We start from the raw sequence: 21,325 nt of genomic DNA, 5'->3' as shown, positions 1-21,325 counted from the left end.
GAGCCGATGGCTCACGCCTCCTGCGGCTCCGCGCTGTCGTGCTGCAGGCGCACGAGGACACGGCGGAGGTGCATCGCCGCGAGGACGCCGGGCCCGAGGGTCCGAGAGGTCGCGGCGGTCCGCTCGTCGACGACCTGCACGAGGTGCCGGACCGCGCGGGCCGCGCCTCCGATCGCCCGGTGCGCGGCGGGGGAGCCGGCGTCGTCGCGGTCGATCGCGTCGGCGACCGCCCGGCAGGCCTCGCTCAGCGGCGGGCCGAGCGCCGGATCGAACGGGAGCGCGCCCGGCCGCTCCCAGATGGTGTCCGCGAGGGCGCCGCTCAGATCGCGGACGTGGAAGAGGATCGCGTCGAGCGTCTCGAGGCGGAGGTGGTCGGGCCGGGAGTCGCGCCGGTGCAGCAGCGCGCGCGGGTTGCCCTTGCGGCTCTCGTCCGCGTCCGCGAGGGCCGCGCGGACCTCCTCCGCCGTCCGGGCCAGCTCCTCGCCGTTGCGCGCCCAGGCCTCGTGCTCGGGCGGCCACGTCTCCTCGAGCGCGGCGGCCAGCTGGCGCAGGTGCTCCGCGAGCTCGCGCTGGAACGCGTCGACCCGGGCGGAGGCCGCCTCGACGGTGAGCCCGGGGGCGACGACCACGTTCACCAGCAGTCCCACCAGCACGCCGACCGCCATCTGCACGAGGTAGCCGAGGGAGTAGTCCTCGGCGTCGGCCCCGCCGATGATCAGCACGAAGAGCGCCGCCATCGGCACGTACTCGCGGCCCGCGCCGAACCAGCCGGTCCCCGAGAGGACCACGCCGATCCCCACGACGAGCGGGATCGTCCACCAGGTCGGGCCGACTGTGGCCACCACGAGGGCGGCGAGCCCGATCCCCGCCGCGAGTCCGAGCAGGGTCTGCATCCCGGTCCGGACCGAGCCCATCAGCGTCGGGTACATGCTGACGAGGGCGCCCAGCGGCGCGTAGTACGGGTACTGCTCCGCGACTCCGGGGGCGAGCGGCGCGACGGCCCAGGCGATGCCCACCGCCAGCGCCGTCTTGAGCGCGAGCATCAGGCGCGCGCCGGTGAGCGCCTCCCGCCAGGCGAGGGCGGTGCGGGACGTCCGGGTGCGGGGCATCCCGGCACCCTAGGCGAGGGGCGCGGCCCGTCTCTCCCCTCTTGACAGCGGCGGTGGGGGGCCGGGGCGGCGGCTCGAGGCGACGGTGGTGTTCAGAACGGAGGAAGAACGTCCGATCCGGCCCTCTCCGCCCGCGCCGTTCCGCGGGCGCCGCGAATCCTTCCTCCGCTGCGAACGCGACCGGGGGCCGTAGGCGCCGTGAGGCGATGCCCCCCCGCTAACGGGGGCCGTTGAGTTTGCGCAAGTGCCCTGTTACCGTGAACAAACCGTGCGGCAGGCGGCGTCGGAGACCTCGAGGTGGAGGTCGCGCCGGATCCTGCGAGGCACGGCCAGTCCCTCTCCGAGGCCCACCGGGCCTCTCTCCGCGGCGCCCTCCGGCGTCCCTCCGGAGCCCCTTCGCCCCCGGGGGCGCGCCGCTCCACGGTGCGCCTCCGGGCCCCACGCCGCCCCCTGACGATGGAGTCACGATGACGACCGCACCGACGCCCGCCGACGCCGAGCGCCCCCGATCCGCGGGGCTCCGGCGCCGCCTCACGGCGGGCCTGCTGATCCTGCTCGCCGCGGTGGTGGCACTGCCCTTCACCGCCGCCTCCCCTGCCGTCGCGCTCGGCGAGCCGACCTTCACCAACCCGATCGCGCCGGACACCGCCGACCCGACGATCGAGTTCCACGACGGCAACTACTACATGGTCGCGACGACCTGGGACAACCGCGTCGTGATGCGGAAGGCGCCCACCCTCGCGGCGCTCGGCACCACCGCTCCGACCACGGTCTACACCGACACGAACCCCGGCCGGAACGCCAACATGTGGGCGCCCGAGCTGCAGCGGCTCCAGGGCCCGAACGGCTGGCGCTGGTACCTCATGTACACGATGGGGGCCGCGGGGAACTTCGACGGCCAGCACCTGCAGGTGATCGAGAGCGCCGGGGACGACCCGATGGGGCCGTACACCTACAAGGGGCGCCCGGTGCCGACCGACCGGTGGAACATCGACGGCGCGTACCTCGAGCTGAACGGCGAGCTGTTCATGACCTGGTCCGAGTTCCAGCCCGGGAACGGCCTGCAGAGCAACTACATCGCCCGGATGTCGGACCCGTGGACGGCGACCAGCACCGGCAACGTCCTCTCGGAGCCGGTCGAGCCGTGGGAGACCATCGGCATGCCCGTCAACGAGGGACCGATACCGCTGCAGAAGGACGGCCGCACCTGGATCGTCTACTCGGCGAGCTTCTGCGGCACCGAGGACTACCAGCTGGGAACCCTCGAGTACGACGGCACCGGCGACCCGGTGCTCGCCTCCTCCTGGACCAAGAGCGACGGGCCCGTCTTCTCGAAGGCGAACGGCGAGTACGGCACCGGCCACAACGACTTCTTCGACTCGCCCGACGGCACCGAGACCTGGAACCTGTACCACGCGAACCCCGGCCCGAACGACGGCTGCGGCCGTCAGCGCTCGGCCCGCGCGCACATCGTGGACTGGACCGCGACCGGCGAGCCCGACTTCGGCGCCCCGCTCGGCACGGCGGCCCGCATCCCCGTCCCCAGCGGCGAGAACGCCCCGATCACCGCTCGCGTCGAGGGCGCCCCGTGGCAGCTGGTCAGCCGCAGCACCGGCCTCTGCGCCACCGTCTCCTCCGCGCAGAGCGGCGACGGCGCCGGCGTCGTGCAGGGCTCCTGCTCGACTCCGCGCGCGAACTGGATGCTCGACGCCACCGGCGAGGGCACCCTCCGCGTGATGAACGCCTCGAGCGGCAAGGCGCTCGGCCCGGTCGGCTGCGCCACCGGCACCGCCGGGCTCCAGCAGTCCGCGTGGCTCACCACGAGCTGCCAGCAGTGGACGGTCGCCCCGGCCACCGGCGGCTACTCGACCCTGACGAACCGCACCAGCGGCAAGCTGCTGGAAGCGTCCGGCTCGACCGTCCGCCAGGCGGCCGCCACCTCCGCCGCGGCTCAGGAGTGGGTGCTGCGTCCCGCCGGGCCCGTCGCCGTCACGTCCTTCGTCACCGGCAAGTCCTTCGACCTGCCGAACTGCTCCACGGCCGACGGCGCCCTGCTCCAGCAGCAGGACTGGCTCGGCTCGCCCTGCCAGCGCGTCACCTTCGGCTCCGCCGCCGACGGCGCGCTCGAGATGCACCCCGTCTCGGCCGCCGCCAAGTGCCTCGCGGTCACCGGAGGCTCCACCGCCGACGGCGCGACCGTCACCCAGGGCGCGTGCGGCGTCGCGGGCAGCAGCTGGCGCCTCCGCCCGGGCAACGACGGCACCGTCGAGCTGCGGGCCGCGCACAGCGGCAAGGCGCTCGACCTGTCGAACTGCTCCGCGCAGAACGGCACCCGGATCGGGCAGTGGAGCGTCCTGAACAACGACTGCCAGCGCTTCCGCGTCTCGCTCGGCGCCCCGGCGTCGACGGTGCCGCTGCAGCCGGTGGCGACCTCGGCCGCGCGCTGCGTCGCCGGCAAGGTCGTCGTCACCACGGTCGTGAGGAACGCGGACGACCTGCCCGTCGACGTCACGATCGGCACCGGCACCGCGGCGAAGCGGGTCACCGCGCTCGCCGGCGGAGTGAGCACGTCGACCGCCGTGACGACCCGCCAGGCGAGCGTCCCCGCAGGATCCACGACGGTCGCCGTCGCGGGCGCCGACGACGCCGGCCGCACCGCGACCGTCACCGCGAGCCACCCCGCCCTCACCTGCGGCTGACCCCTCCTGCCGGTCGAGCAGCCTCGCAGCGGCGACCTCCGCCGGTCGAGCAGCCGCGCAGCGGCGTATCGAGACCACCCTGCGTCGTGCACGGGTCTCGATACGCCCCTGGCGGGGCTGCTCGACCGGCACGGGTCGGGCACCCCGAGACCCTCCCCACGAACCGCACCACTCCACTGAAGGAGCACCATGCCCACCACCACCCCCGCGCGGCGAGCGCCGCTGCGCGCAGCGCTCGCCGCGCTCGGCCTCGGAGCAGTGCTGCTCTCGGGCCTCGTCGCCCCGGCTCCCGCCGCGCAGGCGGCCGATGCCGTGATCCCGCAGCAGGGCCTCCTCGCCGACTACCGCTTCACGCAGACCACCGGCAGCTCGGTCCCGAACGCCGTGAGCGGAGGCGTGGGAGCCGCCACCGTCCGCAACGCGACCGACGCGCTCTGGACCGGCACGTCGCTCCGCCTCACCGGCGGACCCAAGAGCAGCACCACCGCCCCGTGGGTGCAGCTGCCCGCGAACCTGCTGGCCGGCCGCTCATCGGCCACCGTCACGATCGAGACCCGCGCCGACGCGTCGATGCTCTCGAACTTCCACTTCCTGTGGAACATCGGCAGCGACAGCACGAACCAGTACTGGTTCGCGTCCGTCCGCGACCGGGTGCGCACCGCGATCACCACGAACGGCGGCGGCGGCGAGAACAACGCCCGCAGCGGCTCCGCCCTCACCGCCGACCGCTGGTACAGCCTCACGTCCGTGATCGACGGCAGTGCCGGGACGATCTCGTTCTTCGTCGACGGCGTCCGGGTCGCCTCGGCTCCCACCGCGCTGCGCCCCTCGTCGGTGGCCGACCAGTCGCTCAACACGATCGGCCGCGCGCCGTACCCCGACCCGTTCTACACCGGCGAGGTCTCGGCGTTCCGCGTCTACGACCGCGCGCTCACCGGGGCGGAGGTGGCGGCCGTGTCGACCGTCGATGCGAAGCCGCACGCCTCCACGTTCTCCCCGATCGCCGCCGCCGTGCTGGCCGGGGTCGCCCCGCTCGCCGTCGACGACTCGACCACGAACCTGCCCGACTACGGGGGAGCGGTGACCTGGTCCTCCAGCGACCCGACCCTGCGCGTCTCGGCCGACGGCCGCACCCTCAGCGCCGACCGCCCCGCCGCGGGCCAGGCCGCGCGCACCTCGTCGCTCACCGCGACGGCGTCGATCCGCGGAGTCGTGCAGACCCGCTCGATCGCCGTGACCGTGGAGCCGCAGGTCGGTGTCGACACCCCCTACGGCTACCTGATGGTCCACTTCGTCGAGGACGCCCAGGGCTACGCCGAGAAGATCTACCTCGACGTCTCCCGCGGCGACGACCCGGAGAAGTGGGACCCGCTGAACGGCGGGAAGCCGATCCTGGCCTCCGACCTCGGCACCACCGGCGTCCGCGACCCGTACCTGACCTACAACCCCGAGACGAAGAAGTACTTCATCATCGCCACCGACCTCCGCGTCTTCGGCGGCGACTCCGGCACCGGCTCCTGCACCACCTGGTGCTACTGGACCACGCAGGGCAGCACGAAGATGAACGTCTGGGAGTCGAGCGACCTCGTGTCGTGGAGCGACCTGCGCCAGTTCGACGTCGCGCTCGACGGAGCCGGGAAGAAGGCCCTCGAGGCCGGCATGATGTGGGCCCCCGAGGCCACCTGGGTGCCGGACTACGCAGGGCCCGGCAAGGGCTCGTTCGTCGTCTACTGGTCCTCGACGGTCTACCCGACCGCGGCGCACACGCCGGGCACCGGATCCTCCCGCGTGCTCTGGGGAGCGACCACGGACTTCACGCAGGCAACGTACTCCTACGGCGGAACCTTCATCGACACCGGGGCCGACACGATCGACACCACGCTGATCCAGGACTCGGGCACGACCTACCGGATCTCGAAGGACAACGGCACCGGCAAGGGCATCTACATGGAGTCGACCACCTCGCCGACCTGGTGGCTGCCGACGACGTCGTGGACCCCGATCCAGTCGCGCATCGGCGCGGTGTGGGCCGGCGGCAACGCCGGAGGAGTCGAGGGCCCCGCGGTGTTCAAGAACCACGGCGAGGACACCTGGTACCTCTACGTCGACGTGATCCCCTCGACCGGCTACCGGCCGATGGTCACGAACGACCTCGACGCGGGCTGGACCCAGCTGACCGACCCGGGCTTCTCGCTCGCCCCCTCGACCAAGCACGGCGGCATCGTCTCGCTGACCGCGGGGCAGTACGCCGAGGTCCGCTCGGCCGACGCGGCCTCCGCGGTGCGCTCGGACCTCGGCGAGGTGACGGTCGCCTCCGGCGCCGACGCCGCGGCGGCTCTGCCCGCCCGTGCCGACGTGGTGCTCGCCTACAACCGCGGCACCGCCTCGCAGCCGGTCACCTGGAACACCTCCGCGGTGGCGACGGCGCCCGGCCGCTACTCCGTCACCGGAGTCGTCCGCACGATCGGCGCGAACGACAACCAGTGGATCGGCGCGAACGGATCGACGGTCTACAACGCCGCCGACCGCCGGCTCTCGAGCTCCACGGCCGTCACGGTCACCGCGACCGTGGTGGTGACGGCGCCGACCGCGACGCTCACCGCCTCCTCCCGCTGCGTCGCGGGCAGGGTGGTCCTCACCGGAGTGGTGAAGAACACGGGCACGACGCCCCTCTCGGTCGTCATCCGCTCGCCGTTCGGCGCCTCGCAGACGCTGACCGCCGCCCCCGGCGCCAGCGCCTCGGCCGCCTTCACCACCCGCCAGGCCTCGGTCCCGGCCGCCGCGCTCACCGCGGGCGCCCTGACCGCGGCCTACCCGGCGCGCACCTGCTGACGCACGCGCGCCGCTGACGCCGAGACGGCCCGCCCCGTCCGAGACACCGCCCTGACGGCGGCGCCTCGGCCAGGAGCGGGCCGTCTCGGCGTCAGGCGCGGAGCGCGCTCGCAGGCTCCTGCCGCCCCGCCGCCCACGCGGGCACGATCGCGCTCACGACCCCGGTCACGGCTCCGAGCGCGATGCTCAGCGGAGTGAGAGCGGGCGGCAGCAGCGGCGACCATCCCTGCACCGCGGCGGTGGCCAGCGTCGCGGCGGTACCGAGGACGGCGCCCGTCACACCACCGATGACTCCGACCACGAGCCCCTCGCCGACGAACAGCCGTGCGACCGCACCGCGGCTCGCTCCGATCGCTCGCCTCAGAGCGATCTCGGCCGCCCGAGCCTGGACGGACACGTACATCGTCGTCGAGGCGCTGATGGTCGCCAAGACGAGGAGCACGACCCCGATCAAGCCGATGAGCGCGCCGAGGTCGGTCGCGACGCCGTAGCGGAGGGCCCGCAGATCGGCGACCGTCTCGACGGTGAAGCGCCCTGGATCGCCCGGGTCGAGCGCCAGGGGAAGCGCCTCGGCGAGCGGAGCGGGGAAGCCGGGATCGGTCCGGACGAGGATGGTGACGGCGACGGACGGTGCTCGCGCCAGGATTTCCCGGGAGACGACGACCGATCCGTCGATTCCGGGCGCCCGCTCGCCCGCGATGAGGGTGCCCGCCACGGCGGCCCGGATGCCGAGGACCTCGACGGTGGAGCCGGGTCCCGGGGCGGCGGCGGCAAGGGTCGAGGCCGCGCCCGACCCGAGCAGCGCAATGGCGTCGGCTCCGGGGGTCGCGAGAAGACCCCGGGTGTCGGGTCCGACGGCAGAGGCGCCGACCAGGCGGAGGTACGTGGGGTCCGCGCTGATCAGCTGCAGCGGTGCGGCCGGCTCCGGGTCGGTCGAGGCGAGGCGCCGGATGCGCGCGGCCTCCGCTCCGGTCTGCGCGACGAAGCCGGCGTCGACCACATGAGGCACCGCTCTTGTCGCGGCGAGCCAGGAATCGAGGCGCCCGTCCTCAGCAGCCAGGAGTTCCGCGCCGCCCGGCACGGTGACGCGGACCTCGTCCAGCGCGGCAGCTGTGAGCCGCTCCGAGACCTGCGCCGAGGCGCTCTCGCTGACTCCGAGCGCGGCGATGAGACCACCGACTCCGAGCGCGAACGCGAGGACGAGGAGGGCTGTGCGGAGCGGGCGAGCGGCGAGGGCGCCGAGGGAGTCGCCGAGCACGTCCGCCGCGGATGTGATGAAGGAGCGGCGCGGGGCCGTCTCCGGTCGAGGAGGCGGGGAGGGCAGCGCGCTGGTCGGTCTCGCTCCCGTGTCCTCGATGACGCGACCGTCGGCGATCCGGATGCGGCGCTCCGCTCGGGCTGCAATGGTGGGATCGTGGGTGATGAGTACCACGGTGGTCCCGGTCGCGTTCAGGTCCAGCAGCTGATCGAGCACGCTCTCGCCGTTGGCCGAGTCGAGGTTGCCCGTCGGCTCGTCGGCGAGGATGAGGTCAGGTCTCGTCGCGACGGCCCGGGCGATAGCCAGCCGCTGGCGCTCGCCACCGGAGAGAAGACGCGCGTCGAGGTCCGCACGGTGGCCGATGCCGACCGAAGCGAGCGCGTTCGAGGTCAAACGACGGCGGTCTTTCAGCGGACGGCCCTGGATCCGCAGCCCGGTCGCCGCGTTCTCTCCCACGCTCTGATGACCGAGGACGAACGACGACTGGAAGACGAATCCGATGAGACGGGAGCGGAGAGTGTTGCGACGCCCCTCGCGGAGTTCGTTCGTGGCGACGCCATCGATCAGGTAGCTGCCGTCGGTGGGACGATCGAGGAGACCCAGGATGTCGAGGAGCGTGCTCTTGCCTGCCCCCGATGGGCCGACGACGGCGACGAACTCGCCGCGGCGGACGTCGAAGGTGATCCCGCGCACGCCTCCTGTCGAAGATCTGCCGAAGGTGCGAGAGACGTCGCGGAGGCTGAGCAGGGGAACCGGATCACTCACGACAGCAGCACGGGGTCGCCGACCTCGAGCTCCCCGTCCGCCACAGCAGCCCAGCCGCCGCCGGAGCGCTGCACCGTGATCGGCACGCGTTCCGGAGCAGGGGCGCCGTCGGAGCGGCGTTGCACGTAGTCGCCCTCTGCATCGCGCCGGACAGCGATCAGCGGCACGGCCAATGCTTCCTCATCGACGCCGCCGCTGAGCACGGAGACCGAGGTCCCCGGGCCGAGATCGGTGAGAGCCGGGTCGGTGCAGGCCAGGACGACATCACGACCAGCCAGCTTGCCTTCGCCGGCATCACTGAACGCGCCGATGGACGCTACTGTCACCGGAAGGTCCTGGCTACCAGCTCGAGCCGTCATCGAGGCGCCGACGGTGAATCGCGCCGCATTCGCGACGTCGGCGCGGAGAGTGATCGTCTTCGGTCCGGTGCGGATGCTGATGAGCGGCGTGTCTGAACCGAGCACCGTTCCCACCCCGGCTGCCGACACGACAGTGCCCTCAGCGGAACCGGTGCCGAGGATCTGGTTCGCGGGAATGAACGACGTCTTCTTCCCATCCGAAGCGACGGCCTCCGGGAGGACGAGGTCGTGTTCGTCGAAGAGGCCACTCACAGCGTCGAGCGTGGCCCAGTCGATCGATCCGCTCTCCTCGATATCGGCGCCCGTCGTGTTCAGGGCGCGCTGCAGAGCAATGACGTCGTCCCCTCGGTCGTCGGCGCGAAGATCCCGGTAGAGCGGCAGCGGCCCGGTCAGAACGAAGTAGGGCACGCCGGCGACGAGCGCGACCAGGTCGCCCGAGGACACAGGCTCGCCCGTGGTCAGTGCCTGGCGAGTGACGACAGGAACACCGGGCAGTGATCGGGCGATGACCGGAACCGCAGGGCTCTCGACGATCGTTCCCGGGAAGGAGGAGCGGGAGTCGACGACCCGCCGCTCGACCATCGCCGTCACCTCGATCCGCTCCTGTGTCGAGACAAGGGCGTCCCGCTCGGGCGCGTGAACGGACAGTCCAGCAGCGAACGACGCGCCTGATGCGAGGGTCAGTACTGCTGCGAGGACGGCGATCCGCCAGGGATGCCGGAACCGTCGGAGTGTTGTCGTCGCGTCAGCCATGTGCGGCTACGTAGGCTCGAAGCCCGGCGAGCCGGTCCTGGTTCCGTGTCTTGATCCGGTTCAGTGCGGCCTGGTTCTGCTTGATGAGTGGCGCCTGGTACGACGCCTCGAGATCGCCGAGGATCTGCGAGAGTCCGGTTTCGGTGTTGCACTGCGCCTCAAGCGATGCGACGCGTATCTCCTCCTCTCTGTCAGGAGAAGAGCCGTCCGGTCTTATGCTGGTGACGAGTCCCTCACCCTGTTCCGAGTTCCAGCCGCCGCCACTCGTACGCGGAGACAGGCCGAGGCTTCGAAGGCACTGCGACCATTCGTCCCGAGCATTCTGCCATCCGGCATCCGATGCGGCCGCGTTGTACGAATCGGTCCGGATGCGGGCGACGAGCGAATCGACCGACTCCTCGTTCGTCGGGATCAGTGCAGCGAGTTCGTCGTCTTCGTCGGTCGAGCAGTCATCGACCGCCGACTCCCAGCCGGGTCCTCCGGCCTGCGCGTCGGCTTTCTTCGCAGCGTCGACGAGGGAGGGGGCGTAGCCGTAGCCGTATGCGCGAGCTCGGTCCTCGTCCCACAGTCCGTACGTTCGATCACCGGTCCCGTGCTGGGGGTCCTCTTCGACGGCAGCAGCCGTGTACTGCAGACCTCGTCGACTCATGCACTTCGCTGTGCTGATGTCGAAAGCGCGGTCGACGAGGAGCCCCACGCTGTCCGAGTCGAAAGGGTCGTACTCATCGAGAGGCAGCACGATCTCGCCGGTCGTGTGGTCGAGGAGTGCCCGGGCGGTCACGTCCTGCTCCCGCTCCACCGGCATCGATGAACAGGAACCCAGGGCGAGCGCCAGACCGAGACCGAGGAAGGAGGAGAGGGCGAGATGCCCCCGTGACTTCATACCGTTCCGTGCTTCGGTGTCGGGTTGAATCATGAGGAGTCCTTCTTTCGTTCTCTTATGTGATTCGGAGTTCCGCTTTCCGCCGAGAGTGGTCGGGGTGCGAAGCGCACCCCGACCGGATCTCTACTTCCAGCTGCTGATTCGGTCGTTCCACGTCTCGCCGAAGTGCAGGTTGTCCCCGACTGCCTGCAAGGCGTTGTAGTTGCCTGTCAGCCAGACGGAGCGTCCGAGGTGTCCCGAGTCCTCGAAGTAGTGCAGACGCCCGCCGTTCCTGATCGACGTTCCGGCGTCGTTCATGTCTCCGACGTTGGCTGCATTGTCTCCGCTGAACGTTCGGCCGACGTAGTTCTCGTGCTCGTGGATGGTCGCGGCGCTCGCGGCCTGTGCGCCAGCCATCGAGAGTCCGACGGCGAGGGCGCTGACGGCCACGCCAGTGGCGATCTTCTTCATGGTGAGTTCCTTCCTGATGGGCAGCTCGAAGTGATCCTCGGGCCGGTGGACCAAGGCACTCCTGGCGGGAGCGGCGCGATCCAACATGATCGATTCTCGACATCTTCGGTTGCCTGCGGGAGAACTGGCGCGAATCGGCACTGCACTTCCACCCCTCCGTCGTCCGCGATCCGCCTCCGACGCGTCACTCGTCCGGCGTTGTCTCCTCGACGCCGGGCTTCTCGCGGTTCTGATAGGTAGCCGTGCAGGAGGAGCCCGGGAGTGGTTCGGCAGTGCAGGAGTCGATCGTGGGCTCCAGGCTGCGCGCAGGGTCCTGCCGCGCGGTTCCGGCCCGATCACCAGGGAATCCGCTCCTGTCTCTCGTCACCTCCGCGGGACGGCCCGCATCCCTCGTTCGTTCGGACGAAAGTCGCTGTCGGCCCGCGCCGAGCCCGCGGCGGCTCGCTACGGTCGGCGCATGATCCGAGTCCTGCGCCGCCTGCCCCCGATCGTTCTCGACGTCGCCAATGCACTGCTGTTCCTCCTGGTGTGGATCCTGAGCGAGGCCGGGCGGCTGCCGTGGTCGGAGGGACCTCTCGCCTTCGCGCTCCTGTACGCCGTCGGCGCGCTGATCGCTCTGGGGCCGCTGCTGCCGTGGCCCGCCGTGGTCGTCGCGGGCGCACTGGCGCTGGTGCCCTTCCTCCTGCCGGACGTGCTCTCCACGGACCCCTTCGTCGTTCCCGGGCTCGCCGTCGCCGCCGCGCGAGTCTCGCTGAGGCGGAAGGCGGTCGGCCGGACGGTCCTCGTCGTCGCCCTGGTCGGTGCGGGCGCCTCGTTCGCCGTGCACGCTGCGACCGGGGCGGACGGGACCGCGTCCGCGATCATCGGTGCGCTCGTCGTGGGCTCCGGCCTGCTCGTGGGCCGGCTCCTGCGGGTAACCCGCGTCCGCTCGATCCTTCTCCTCGAGCGGCGGGTGCTGGAGGACGGGCTCGCCGACGCGGACCGCGAGCTCGCCGTCGCCTCCGAGCGGGCGCGCATCGCCCGGGACGTGCACGACGTGATGGCGCAATCGCTCTCGATCGTCCTGGCCCAGGCGAACGGTGCCGAGCGGCTCGTGCGCGCCGAGCCCGACCGGGCGCAGGAGTCGCTGCGGGCGATCGCGGAGGTGGCCCGCACGTCGCTGGTCGAGGTGCGCCTCGTGATCGAATCGCTCGGCACCGGCCCCGACGCGATCGATCAGCCCGGCCTCGACTCCCTCCCGCAGCTCGTCGGCCGATTCCGCTCCGCCGGGCTCGCCGCGGCGCTCGACGAGCAGGGCGATCGTGCCGTGCTCTCGCCGGCTCAGCAGCTCGCGGTGTACCGGATCCTGCAGGAGGCGCTCACCAATGCGCTCCGCCACAGCGGCGCCGCCCCGAATGCGGAGGTGCGCCTCGTCTGGGAGGAGTGCGCGCTGCTGCTCGAGGTCGCGTCGCACGGTCGCTCCGGAGCGGAGTCGAGCGGGTCGGGCCGCGGGGTCGTCGGCATGCGGGAGCGGGCCGAGCTCGCCGGCGGCTGGCTGACCGCGGAGGAGGACGGCGGCGGATTCCGCGTCACCGCGTCGATCCCGGCGCGCGTGCTCGAGGGTGCAGCGTGATCCGCGTCGCTGTCGCGGACGACCACGTCCTGTTCTGCTCCGGGCTCCGGATGCTCCTCGACGCGGAGCCGGGGCTCGAGTTCGCCGGAGCCGCGCACGACGGCGAGGCGGCCGTCGAGCTCGTGCGGCGCGAGGCTCCCGACGTGCTCCTGCTCGACGTGCGCATGCCGCTGCTCGACGGCATCTCGGCGATGCGGAGGATCGCCCGCGATCCCGACGTCGCTACGAGGGTGATCATCCTGACCACGCATCAGCACGACAGCGCCGTCGCCGAGTCGCTGGCGGCCGGAGCGGCGGGTTTCCTGATGAAGGACGCGACGACCGAGCTGCTGCTGGGCACCGTGCGCGCGGTCGCCGCGGGGCGGACGGTGGTGGCCGGCGGTGGCCGGCACGCCCAGCTCCGCGACTACACGGCGTCGGCGGTGCCCGCCCGTCCGGAGGTGCTCGACGTGCTCTCGGCTCGCGAAAAGGAGGTGTTCACCTCGGCAGCGCAGGGGCGGAGCATCGCCGAGATCGCGGCCGCGGCCCACCTCAGCGAGTCCACCGTCAAGAGCCATGTCTCGAGCATCCTCGCGAAGCTCGGTCTCGCCTCCAGACTGCAGCTCGTCGCCTTCGCGCACCGCCACGGCCTGGCCTGAACCGCGGCGCCTCCTCCGCTGAGGTGCCCGGGGTCGAGGCGCCTCCGCCCTGTGGTGTTTCGCTGAAGGCAGGGCTGTCTCGATCCGCCGCCGGTTCGTCCTAGCGTCGAGGCGCCGCCCCCTCCGTCGAGACGCCGCTGACACGGAGGTGTCTCGGCGGATACGGGGCTGTCTCGCCGGCCGCCGGTGCGCGGCTCCGTCGAGACGCCCCCGCGGCGCCGACCCGCCCGGGCCGTCCCACATCCGGGGCACGGCAGGCTGTACGGATGAGCGCGCCTGGAACCACCGACCCCCTCGACCGCGTCCGCGTGCGCGGCGCCCGCGAGAACAACCTCCGGAGCATCGACGTCGACGTGCCGCGCGACGCCCTCGTCGCCTTCACGGGGGTCTCGGGATCGGGCAAGAGCTCGCTCGCCTTCGGCACGCTCTACGCGGAGGCGCAGCGCCGCTACTTCGAGTCGGTCGCCCCCTACGCGCGGCGGCTGATCGACCAGGTCGGCGTGCCGGACGTCGACTCGATCGAGGGCCTGCCGCCGGCCGTCGCCCTCCCGCAGCGGCGCTCCGGAGGCTCGGCCCGCTCCACGGTCGGCAGTGCGACGACGCTCTCGAGCGTGGTGCGGATGGTGTTCTCGCGCATCGGCGCCTACCCCGAGGGCGCGCCGATGCTGCTCGCGGAGGACTTCTCGGCCAACACCGTGCAGGGCGCCTGCCCGAGCTGCCACGGCATCGGCCGGGTCTACGACGTCCCCGACGAGCTGATGGTGCCGGACGACTCGCTCTCGATCCGCGACGGGGCGCTCGCCGCCTGGCCGACCGCCTGGCACGGCAAGCAGCTGCGCGACAGCCTGATCTCGCTCGGACACGACATCGACGCTCCGTGGCGCGACCTGCCCGCGGAGGACCGCGACTGGATCCTGCACACTCCTGACTCCCCGCAGGTTCCCGTGTGGACCGACCGCTCTCCCGCGGAGGTGCGCGCGGCCGTGGCCGCCGGTGACGAGCCGCGCTACATGAGCACGTTCCTCGGGGTGCGCCGCTACGTGCTCGACACCTTCGCCGGCTCGAAGAGCGCCCGGATGCGCGAGCGCGCGGCCTCGTTCGTCGTCAGCGTCGCCTGCCCGGTGTGCGGCGGCCGGAGGCTGAAGCCCGACGCGCTCGCCGTCACCTTCGAGGGGCTCGACATCACCGAGCTGTCAGCGCTCCCGCTCGAGGAGCTGGTCGTCGTCGCGCGGCGCGTGCTGGAGCCCGGCTGGACCCCGGCCGACGGCGCTCCGCAGACCCGCCTGGCCGCGCAGCGGCTGGTCGAGGACCTCGTCGCCCGCCTCGCGCCGATCGTCGACCTGGGCCTCGGCCACCTCTCGCTCGACCGCTCCACGCCGACGCTCTCCTCGGGGGAGCTCCAGCGGATGCGCCTCGCGACGCAGGTGCTCTCGCGCCTCTTCGGCGTCGTCTTCGTGCTCGACGAGCCGTCCACGGGCCTGCACCCCGCCGACACGGAGGCGCTGCTCGGCATCCTGCGGACCCTGCGCGCGACCGGCAACACCGTCTTCTTCGTCGAGCACTCCCTCGACGTCATCCGCGAGGCCGACTGGATCGTCGACATCGGCCCGGGCGCGGGGTCGGGGGGCGGCACCGTCGTCTACTCCGGCCCGCTCGACGGCCTGCCGGGCGCCCGCGGCTCCGTCACCCGCCGCTACCTCTTCCCCGAGGGCGACCCGGCGCCGCTGCGCTCCCGCCGCACCGCGGAGCAGTGGATCGAGCTCGCCGGAGTCTCGCGGCACACCCTCGACGACCTCTCCGTCGCGTTCCCGGTCGGGGTGCTCACCGCGGTCACCGGTGTCTCCGGATCGGGCAAGTCGACGCTCGTGAACCAGGCGCTGCCCGATCTGCTGCGCGCCTCGCTCCGCGCCGACGTCGCCGAGGACGCGCCGGCGGAGGAGGGCGGGGAGGCGGACCCGCTGCTGGACGCGGCCGCGGCGCCGACCCGCGGCACCGCCTCCGGGCCCGCGGACCGCCTGCGCCGCGTGGTGCAGGTGACCCAGACCCCGATCGGCCGGACCTCGCGCTCGAACGTCGCGACCTACACAGGCCTGTTCGACCGGGTGCGGACGCTCTTCGCGGCGACCCCGGAGGCGAAGCGCCGCCGCTTCTCCGCGAGCCGCTTCTCCTTCAACCTGCCCAGCGGGCGCTGCCCCGTCTGCAAGGGCGAGGGCTCCGTCGAGGTGGAGCTGCTGTTCCTCCCGACCGTCGAGGCGCCCTGCACGGCGTGCGGCGGGACGCGGTACAACGACGAGACCCTCGAGGTCACCCTGGGCGGCCGGACGATCGCCGACGTCCTCGCGCTGAGCGTCGCCGAGGCGCGCGAGGCCTTCGCCGAGGACCGCGAGGTCGCGCGCCACCTCGACGCGCTGGTGGACGTAGGGCTCGGCTACGTCTCGCTCGGGCAGCCGGCGCCCGAGCTGTCCGGGGGAGAGGCGCAGCGGGTGAAGCTCGCCTCGGAGCTGCGCCGCGCCCAGCGCGGGGACACGCTCTACCTGCTCGACGAGCCGACCTCGGGCCTGCACCCCGCCGACGCCGACCGCCTGCTCGAGCACCTGCAGCACCTGGTCGACGCGGGCAACACGGTGATCGTGGTCGAGCACGACATGCGCGTCGTCGCCGACGCGGACTGGGTCGTGGACCTCGGTCCGGGGGCGGGCCGCGCGGGAGGCTCGGTGGTCGCCACGGGCACTCCGGAGGAGGTCGCCGAGGCCGCGGGCAGCCGCACCGCTCCGTACCTCCGGGCGGCCCTGGACCGGCGCCGCTGAGCGCCCGGGGAGCCTGTCAGTCCTCTCACCGAAACCTCACCGAAAACTATTGTTAACGGTAACATTCGAGGCGGCCCGCCCCCCTGGGCCGGATTTCTCAACGATGAGAGGCCTCACGAATGAGACGACGACTCCCCCTGGCCACCGTGGCGGTGATGGCGCTGACGGCAGGTCTCCTGTCGGTCGGCCCCACGGCCCAGGCCGCCCCCACCACCTCGCTCGACTCAGCGAAGGTGCTCGAGCTCCCGTTCGACGGGTCGCTCGCCGACACCAGCGGTCGTGGTACCGCCCTCGGGATGCAGAAGGGCACCGCCTCCTACGGCACCGGCCTGAACGGCCGGGCGTTCGAGTTCACCGGATCGAACGCGATCTCGCTCGGCACTGCGGCGGCGCTGCAGCCCGCCGACCTCACCGTCTCGTTCTGGTACAAGCCGACCAGCGCGATGACCGGTGAGCAGGTCTTCACCTGGAACAAGACCGCCTACAACTCCGACGGCTGGTACCTCACCTCCGAGGGCGACGGCACTCCGCTCGCCCTCTCGATCGGCCCGTCCGGCGGCCAGCCGTACAAGGTCGCCGTCGAGACCGCCCGCTCCGGCTTCTTCCCCGCGGGGGAGTGGACGCACGTGGTCGCCACGTACGACAAGAGCACCAAGGCCGTCGCCTTCTACCGCAACGGGGTGAAGCAGACCGCCGTCGTCAAGACCGCGCCGTCCTCCTCCGCATCCGGCGTCCTCGGCTCCGAGAGCACCTCGACGAAGACCCTCGGCTTCAACGGCCCCCAGTACAACGGCGCGCACCTGCGCGGCCTGCTCGACGACTACGCGCTCTACAACGGCGTCGCGACCACCACCGACGTCGTCGCCCTGACGAAGGCCGGCAACCCCTCCTTCGACCCCGCGAGCATCGCCCGGGCCGACCTCGAGCTGGTCGCCCCGCCCGCGAGCACCAGCACCGGCTTCACCCTGCCCACCGTCGGCGCGAAGGGGTCCGCCCTCAGCTGGACCTCCTCCGACCCGGCGACCGTCGCGATCAGCGGAGGCACGGCCGCGGTCACGCCGCCCACCGGCTCCGCGACGCAGGTCGTCCTCACCGGCTCCGCCACCTACGGGGGCAGCACCGCGGTCACGAAGACCTACACTCTCCAGGTGCAGCCCCGGGGAGTGAAGACGTCGAACTACCTTCTGGAGGCCGGCCTGTCCGACGTCTCCGTGCAGGACCCGTACCTCGAGAACGGGGAGCAGCAGACCGTCGAGTACCTGCTGAGCCTCGATCCCGAGATGTTCCTCTACTCCTTCTACCGCGAGGCCGGGCTCGCCCCGACCACGAGCGGCGGATACGGGGGCTGGGAGCGCGAGAACGGCACCCGGTTCCAGGGCCACTTCTTCGGCCACTACGTGTCCGCGCTCTCGCAGGCCTACGCCACCACCGAGGACCCGACCACGAAGGCCGCCCTGCTCGCGAAGCTCACCGCCTCCGTCGACGGGCTGAAGAAGGTCCAGGACGCCTACGCGCTGAAGGACCCCGCGAACGCCGGCTACGTCTCGCCGTTCCCGACCCGCTACCTCCCCTCGGGCGGCGACGGCCTGCTCGTCCCCTTCTACAACCTGCACAAGGTGCTCGCGGGCCTCCTCGACGCCCACGAGCACGCCCCCGACGCCGTCTCGCAGAAGGCGCTCGTCGTCGCCGGCGGCTTCGGCAGCTGGATCACCGCCTGGGCGGGCCGTCAGGCGAACCCCGGTCAGCTCCTCAACACCGAGTACGGCGGGATGAACGAGGCGCTCTACCGCCTCTACGAGACCACGCACGACCCGGCGCACAAGCGCGCGGCGGAGTACTTCGACGAGACGGCGCTGTTCCGCAAGCTGGCGAACAACGAGGACGTCCTCAACGGGCTGCACGCGAACACCACGATCCCGAAGCTGATCGGCGCGCTGAAGCGCTACCGCGTCTTCACCGACGACCCGGCGCTCTACGCGACGCTGACCGACGCCGAGAAGTCGGACCTCGACATGTACCGCCGCGCCGCCGAGAACTTCTGGCGCATGGTCGACGAGACCCACACCTACGCCAACGGCGGCAACAGCCAGTCCGAGCACTTCCACGCCCCCGGCACCCTCCACGAGTACGCGACCAACGGCCAGACCACCGGCTACGGCGAGAACTCCACCTCCGAGGGCTGCAACATCTACAACATGCTCAAGCTCACCCGGTCGCTGTTCCAGGTGACGGAGGACGTGAAGTACGCCGACTTCTACGAGGAGGCGTTCATCAACGGCGTCCTCTCGGTGCAGAACCCGGACACGGGCATGGTGACCTACTTCCAGCCGCAGACCGCGGGCTACGCGAAGGTCTTCGGGCACGAGCACGACGAGTTCTGGTGCGACCACGGCACCGGCATCGAGAGCTTCACCAAGCTCGGCGACTCGATCTACTTCGAGAAGCCGAAGACCGTCTTCGTGAACCAGTTCCGCTCCTCCGTGCTCCGCTCCTCGGCGAACAACCTGAGGCTGAGCCAGACGGCGGACATCCCCGCCACCGACACCGCGACCCTGCGGGTCGAGGCGCTGGCGGGAGGAGCCGTGGCCGAGGGCACGACCCTGAAGCTGCGCGTCCCGTCCTGGATCGACGGAGCACCGACGCTGACCGTGAACGGCGCGACCCGCACGGTCACGGCCGAGGCCGGCTACGTCTCCGTCGCCGTCGCCGCCGGTGACCTCCTCACCTGGAAGCTGCCCGCCGCGGTCACCGCCGTCGCGGACACCGAGAGCGCCGACTGGACCGCGTTCCGCTACGGACCGGTGCTGCTGGCGACCGAGCTCAACCGCTCGAACGTCGAGGCGTCCTACGTCGCCGGCGTCCTGGTGCGGATGGGCACGGCCGACAAGTCCGTGAACTCGAACATCGTCGTGGGCGACTCCGCGGCCTGGACCTCGGCGATCCGCGACAACCTGGTGCGCCTGCCCGACGGCGCGGACGGCAACGGCCGCACCACGATGCGCTTCGGCATGAAGAACGTCGACGCCGCCTCCGCCGCCCGGGTCTTCACCCCGTACTACAGCCTCTACAACGCCCGCTACGCGACGTACATGACCCTGATCGAGCCCGACTCGGCCGCGGCGCAGGCGCTGATCCGGACCCAGAAGGAGCAGCTGCGCGTCGACGAGACGACCATCGACTCCCTCACCTCGTTCGACAACAACAACAGCGAGGCCGACAAGAACTACAAGACCGCCCGGTCCGGAGTCGGCACCTGGCGCGGGGAGGGCTACCGCGACGGCGAGCGTTCGGCGGAGGCGTACTTCCAGTACGACATGATCGTCGACCCGACCCTGCCGGCCAACTACCTCGGCGTCCGCTACTACGGCGGCGACGCGGGACGCACCTTCGACGTCTACCTCAACGACGTGAAGCTCAAGACCGAGGTGGTCTCGGGAGCGGCCGGAGCGACGAGCTGGTACGTCCAGTACGACCGGATCCCGGCGTCCGTCCTCAGCGGCCTCGCCGCGAAGGACAGCTACAAGCGCGACCAGAGCGGGAAGTACGTGCTCGACGCGCAGGGACGGAAGATCCCCGTCGTCACGGTGCGCTTCCAGGGCACCGGGTCCAGCTACGTCGGCGGCGTCTTCGGGGTCTACACCACGGAGTCGACCACCTACGCGGTGGACCCGGAGCTGACGAAGCTCTCCTCCGACGTCGGGACGCTCTCGCCGGCGCTCGCCGCCGGGGTGCGGGACCACACCCTGACGGTGCCGGCCGGCACGACCAGCGTCTCGCTCGACCTCGACCCGGCCGTGCCCAGCGGTCTGGTGAAGGTCGACGGCGTGCTGATCGACGACACCCTCCGCCGCACGGTGCCGCTCGCGGCGTCGGGCACGACGAGCGTGGTCGTCGAGTCGTCGGCGCAGGACCACACGACCACCGCGACCTACCGTCTCTCTATCGTCCGCGCCTCCGCGGCGACGGTGCCGACCACCGTGACGGCCACCAGCCGCTGCGTGGCGGGCAAGGTCGTGGTGACGGTCTCCGCTCGGAACGACGCGAAGGTCCCGGCGGCGATCACCATCGCGTCCTCCTGGGGCTCGAAGTCGTTCACCGGGATCGCTCCGGGGTCGAGCGCGTCCCACGCCTTCACCACCCGCGCCGCCTCGGTGGCCGCGGGCTCGGCGACGGTGACCGCGACGGCCACCCTGGACGGAGCCGCGGTGACGACCACGAAGCAGGCCGCGTACTCCGCTCTCACCTGCAGGTGACGTGACGACGACGGCCGCCGGGGATCGCCCCCGGCGGCCGTCGTCGTCAGTCGGAGGTGCGGTAGAGGCCCTGGAGCAGCCCGATGACGTCGCCCAGGACGGGCGGCGGGTCGCTCCGGATCCACGCGGCGTGCACGGGGACCGGCGGGGCGTCGCGGACGACCCGGTAGGCGAGGCCCTGCCGTCGGTACTGGCTCACCGTCGATTCCGCGGTCACTCCGCGGGCGGAGCCGCTGCTGATCACCGTGAGCCAGTCGTCGACGTCGGTCGTCGGGACGGTGATCCGCGGCCGGTCGTGCTCGGGCCAGAGGTCGAGCCGGGTGCTCCCGGTCCGGTCGTCGAGCGCGAGCGGAGCGGTCGCCACCTGGGCGAGGGTGACCGTGCGCTTCGCGGCGAGCGGGTCGTCGACGGACAGCGCGCAGTAGCGCTTCTCGGTGCCGATCAGAGCCGACTCGACGTCCGCAGCCGGGGATCCGCGCCGGAGGATCGCCAGATCGCTGAGGCCCTCAGCGAGCCCCGCGGTGGGGGTGTTGGAGCGGATCAGCCGCAGCTCGTGGCGGGGGAGCGCCGCGGCCCAGCGGCGCTGGAACTCCTGGGTGTGCTCGCCGAGAGCCGACCAGGCGTAGCCGATCCGGATCGTGTCCGTCCCGGCCGCCGCCTCCTCGCGCAGGTCGTCGACGACGGCCAGGACGCGGCGGGCGTGCCGCAGCACCCGCTCGCCCGCCGGCGCGAGCTCGACGCTGCGGGTCGTCCGGTGGAGGAGCCTTCGTCCGAGGACGGACTCGAGCGCCGCGACGTTGCGGGAGACCGCCGTCTGGGAGATGCCGAGCTCGATCCCCGCGTCGGTGAAGGTCCCGGCGTCCACGACGCCGACGAACGACCGGAGGTGGCGCAGTTCCAGATCCAT

Annotated in this window: 12 protein-coding genes; 6 read left to right on the top strand and 6 right to left on the bottom strand. The window is 72.0% G+C overall.

Features of this window, described 5'->3' with window-relative positions; translation table 11 throughout:
* Positions 1-11: 11 nt before the first annotated feature.
* Positions 12-1,109 (bottom strand): aromatic acid exporter family protein, encoded by a 1,098-nt coding sequence (locus GSU40_RS14830; RefSeq protein WP_160035558.1) that lies wholly within the window; start codon positions 1,107-1,109, stop codon positions 12-14.
* Between the two features lie 467 nt (positions 1,110-1,576).
* Here GSU40_RS14830 and GSU40_RS14825 point away from each other — a divergent pair, with 467 nt between their 5' ends.
* Both GSU40_RS14825 and GSU40_RS14820 read left to right on the top strand, forming a co-directional pair.
* Complete coding sequence (locus tag GSU40_RS14825; protein WP_160035556.1) at positions 1,577-3,808, top strand: RICIN domain-containing protein; 2,232 nt, start codon at positions 1,577-1,579, stop codon at positions 3,806-3,808.
* Positions 3,809-3,997: 189 nt separating this feature from the next.
* Complete coding sequence (locus tag GSU40_RS14820) at positions 3,998-6,640, top strand: LamG-like jellyroll fold domain-containing protein (protein ID WP_160035554.1); 2,643 nt, start codon at positions 3,998-4,000, stop codon at positions 6,638-6,640.
* A 91-nt stretch (positions 6,641-6,731) separates the two neighbouring features.
* Here GSU40_RS14820 and GSU40_RS14815 read toward each other — a convergent pair whose 3' ends face one another.
* From GSU40_RS14815 to GSU40_RS14800, 4 genes are all read right to left on the bottom strand, one after another.
* Positions 6,732-8,591 carry an ATP-binding cassette domain-containing protein gene (locus tag GSU40_RS14815; protein ID WP_160035552.1) on the bottom strand — a complete coding sequence of 620 codons (1,860 nt, stop codon included), beginning with the start codon at positions 8,589-8,591 and terminating at the stop codon, positions 6,732-6,734.
* 68 nt (positions 8,592-8,659) lie between these two features.
* Positions 8,660-9,775: a hypothetical protein gene (locus tag GSU40_RS14810; protein ID WP_160035550.1), complete on the bottom strand. Its 1,116-nt coding sequence runs from the start codon at positions 9,773-9,775 to the stop codon at positions 8,660-8,662.
* Positions 9,768-10,691, bottom strand: coding sequence for a hypothetical protein (locus GSU40_RS14805; RefSeq protein WP_160035548.1), 924 nt, complete (start codon positions 10,689-10,691; stop codon positions 9,768-9,770). Before GSU40_RS14805 ends, GSU40_RS14810 begins: the two co-directional genes overlap by 8 nt.
* Positions 10,692-10,781: 90 nt before the next feature.
* Positions 10,782-11,108 (bottom strand): hypothetical protein, encoded by a 327-nt coding sequence (locus GSU40_RS14800; protein WP_160035546.1) that lies wholly within the window; start codon positions 11,106-11,108, stop codon positions 10,782-10,784.
* A 457-nt stretch (positions 11,109-11,565) separates the two neighbouring features.
* On the opposite strand from GSU40_RS14800, the gene GSU40_RS14795 reads away from it, so the two are divergent.
* From GSU40_RS14795 to GSU40_RS14780, 4 genes are all read left to right on the top strand, one after another.
* A complete protein-coding gene (locus tag GSU40_RS14795) occupies positions 11,566-12,720 on the top strand; it encodes a histidine kinase (RefSeq protein WP_160035544.1) in 1,155 nt (384 codons plus the stop codon).
* Complete coding sequence (locus GSU40_RS14790) at positions 12,717-13,358, top strand: response regulator transcription factor (RefSeq protein ID WP_160035542.1); 642 nt, start codon at positions 12,717-12,719, stop codon at positions 13,356-13,358. The genes GSU40_RS14795 and GSU40_RS14790 overlap by 4 nt, the downstream gene beginning before the upstream one ends.
* A gap of 266 nt (positions 13,359-13,624) precedes the next feature.
* Complete coding sequence (locus tag GSU40_RS14785; RefSeq protein WP_160035540.1) at positions 13,625-16,165, top strand: excinuclease ABC subunit UvrA; 2,541 nt, start codon at positions 13,625-13,627, stop codon at positions 16,163-16,165.
* Positions 16,166-16,284: 119 nt separating this feature from the next.
* A complete protein-coding gene (locus GSU40_RS14780; protein ID WP_160035538.1) occupies positions 16,285-20,418 on the top strand; it encodes a beta-L-arabinofuranosidase domain-containing protein in 4,134 nt (1,377 codons plus the stop codon).
* Between the two features lie 46 nt (positions 20,419-20,464).
* Here GSU40_RS14780 and GSU40_RS14775 read toward each other — a convergent pair whose 3' ends face one another.
* Positions 20,465-21,325, bottom strand: coding sequence for a LysR family transcriptional regulator (locus GSU40_RS14775; protein WP_160035536.1), 861 nt, complete (start codon positions 21,323-21,325; stop codon positions 20,465-20,467).

Source organism: Rathayibacter sp. VKM Ac-2805, from assembly GCF_009834265.1.
In the GTDB taxonomy this organism is placed as follows: Bacteria; Actinomycetota; Actinomycetes; order Actinomycetales; family Microbacteriaceae; genus Rathayibacter.
Note: the sequence above shows the minus strand (reverse complement) of the source record. Positions and strands in the feature narration are given on the sequence as shown.

Excerpts from the sequence above, each read along its gene's own strand:
- GSU40_RS14830 (WP_160035558.1), bottom strand. The coding sequence starts at position 1,109 with ATGCCCCGCACCCGGACGTCCCGCACCGCCCTCGCCTGGCGGGAGGCG.
- GSU40_RS14825 (WP_160035556.1), top strand. The coding sequence starts at position 1,577 with ATGACGACCGCACCGACGCCCGCCGACGCCGAGCGCCCCCGATCCGCG.
- GSU40_RS14820 (WP_160035554.1), top strand. The coding sequence starts at position 3,998 with ATGCCCACCACCACCCCCGCGCGGCGAGCGCCGCTGCGCGCAGCGCTC.
- GSU40_RS14810 (WP_160035550.1), bottom strand. The coding sequence starts at position 9,775 with ATGGCTGACGCGACGACAACACTCCGACGGTTCCGGCATCCCTGGCGG.
- GSU40_RS14805 (WP_160035548.1), bottom strand. The coding sequence starts at position 10,691 with ATGATTCAACCCGACACCGAAGCACGGAACGGTATGAAGTCACGGGGG.
- GSU40_RS14800 (WP_160035546.1), bottom strand. The coding sequence starts at position 11,108 with ATGAAGAAGATCGCCACTGGCGTGGCCGTCAGCGCCCTCGCCGTCGGA.
- GSU40_RS14795 (WP_160035544.1), top strand. The coding sequence starts at position 11,566 with ATGATCCGAGTCCTGCGCCGCCTGCCCCCGATCGTTCTCGACGTCGCC.
- GSU40_RS14785 (WP_160035540.1), top strand. The coding sequence starts at position 13,625 with ATGAGCGCGCCTGGAACCACCGACCCCCTCGACCGCGTCCGCGTGCGC.
- GSU40_RS14780 (WP_160035538.1), top strand. The coding sequence starts at position 16,285 with ATGAGACGACGACTCCCCCTGGCCACCGTGGCGGTGATGGCGCTGACG.
- GSU40_RS14775 (WP_160035536.1), bottom strand. The coding sequence starts at position 21,325 with ATGGATCTGGAACTGCGCCACCTCCGGTCGTTCGTCGGCGTCGTGGAC.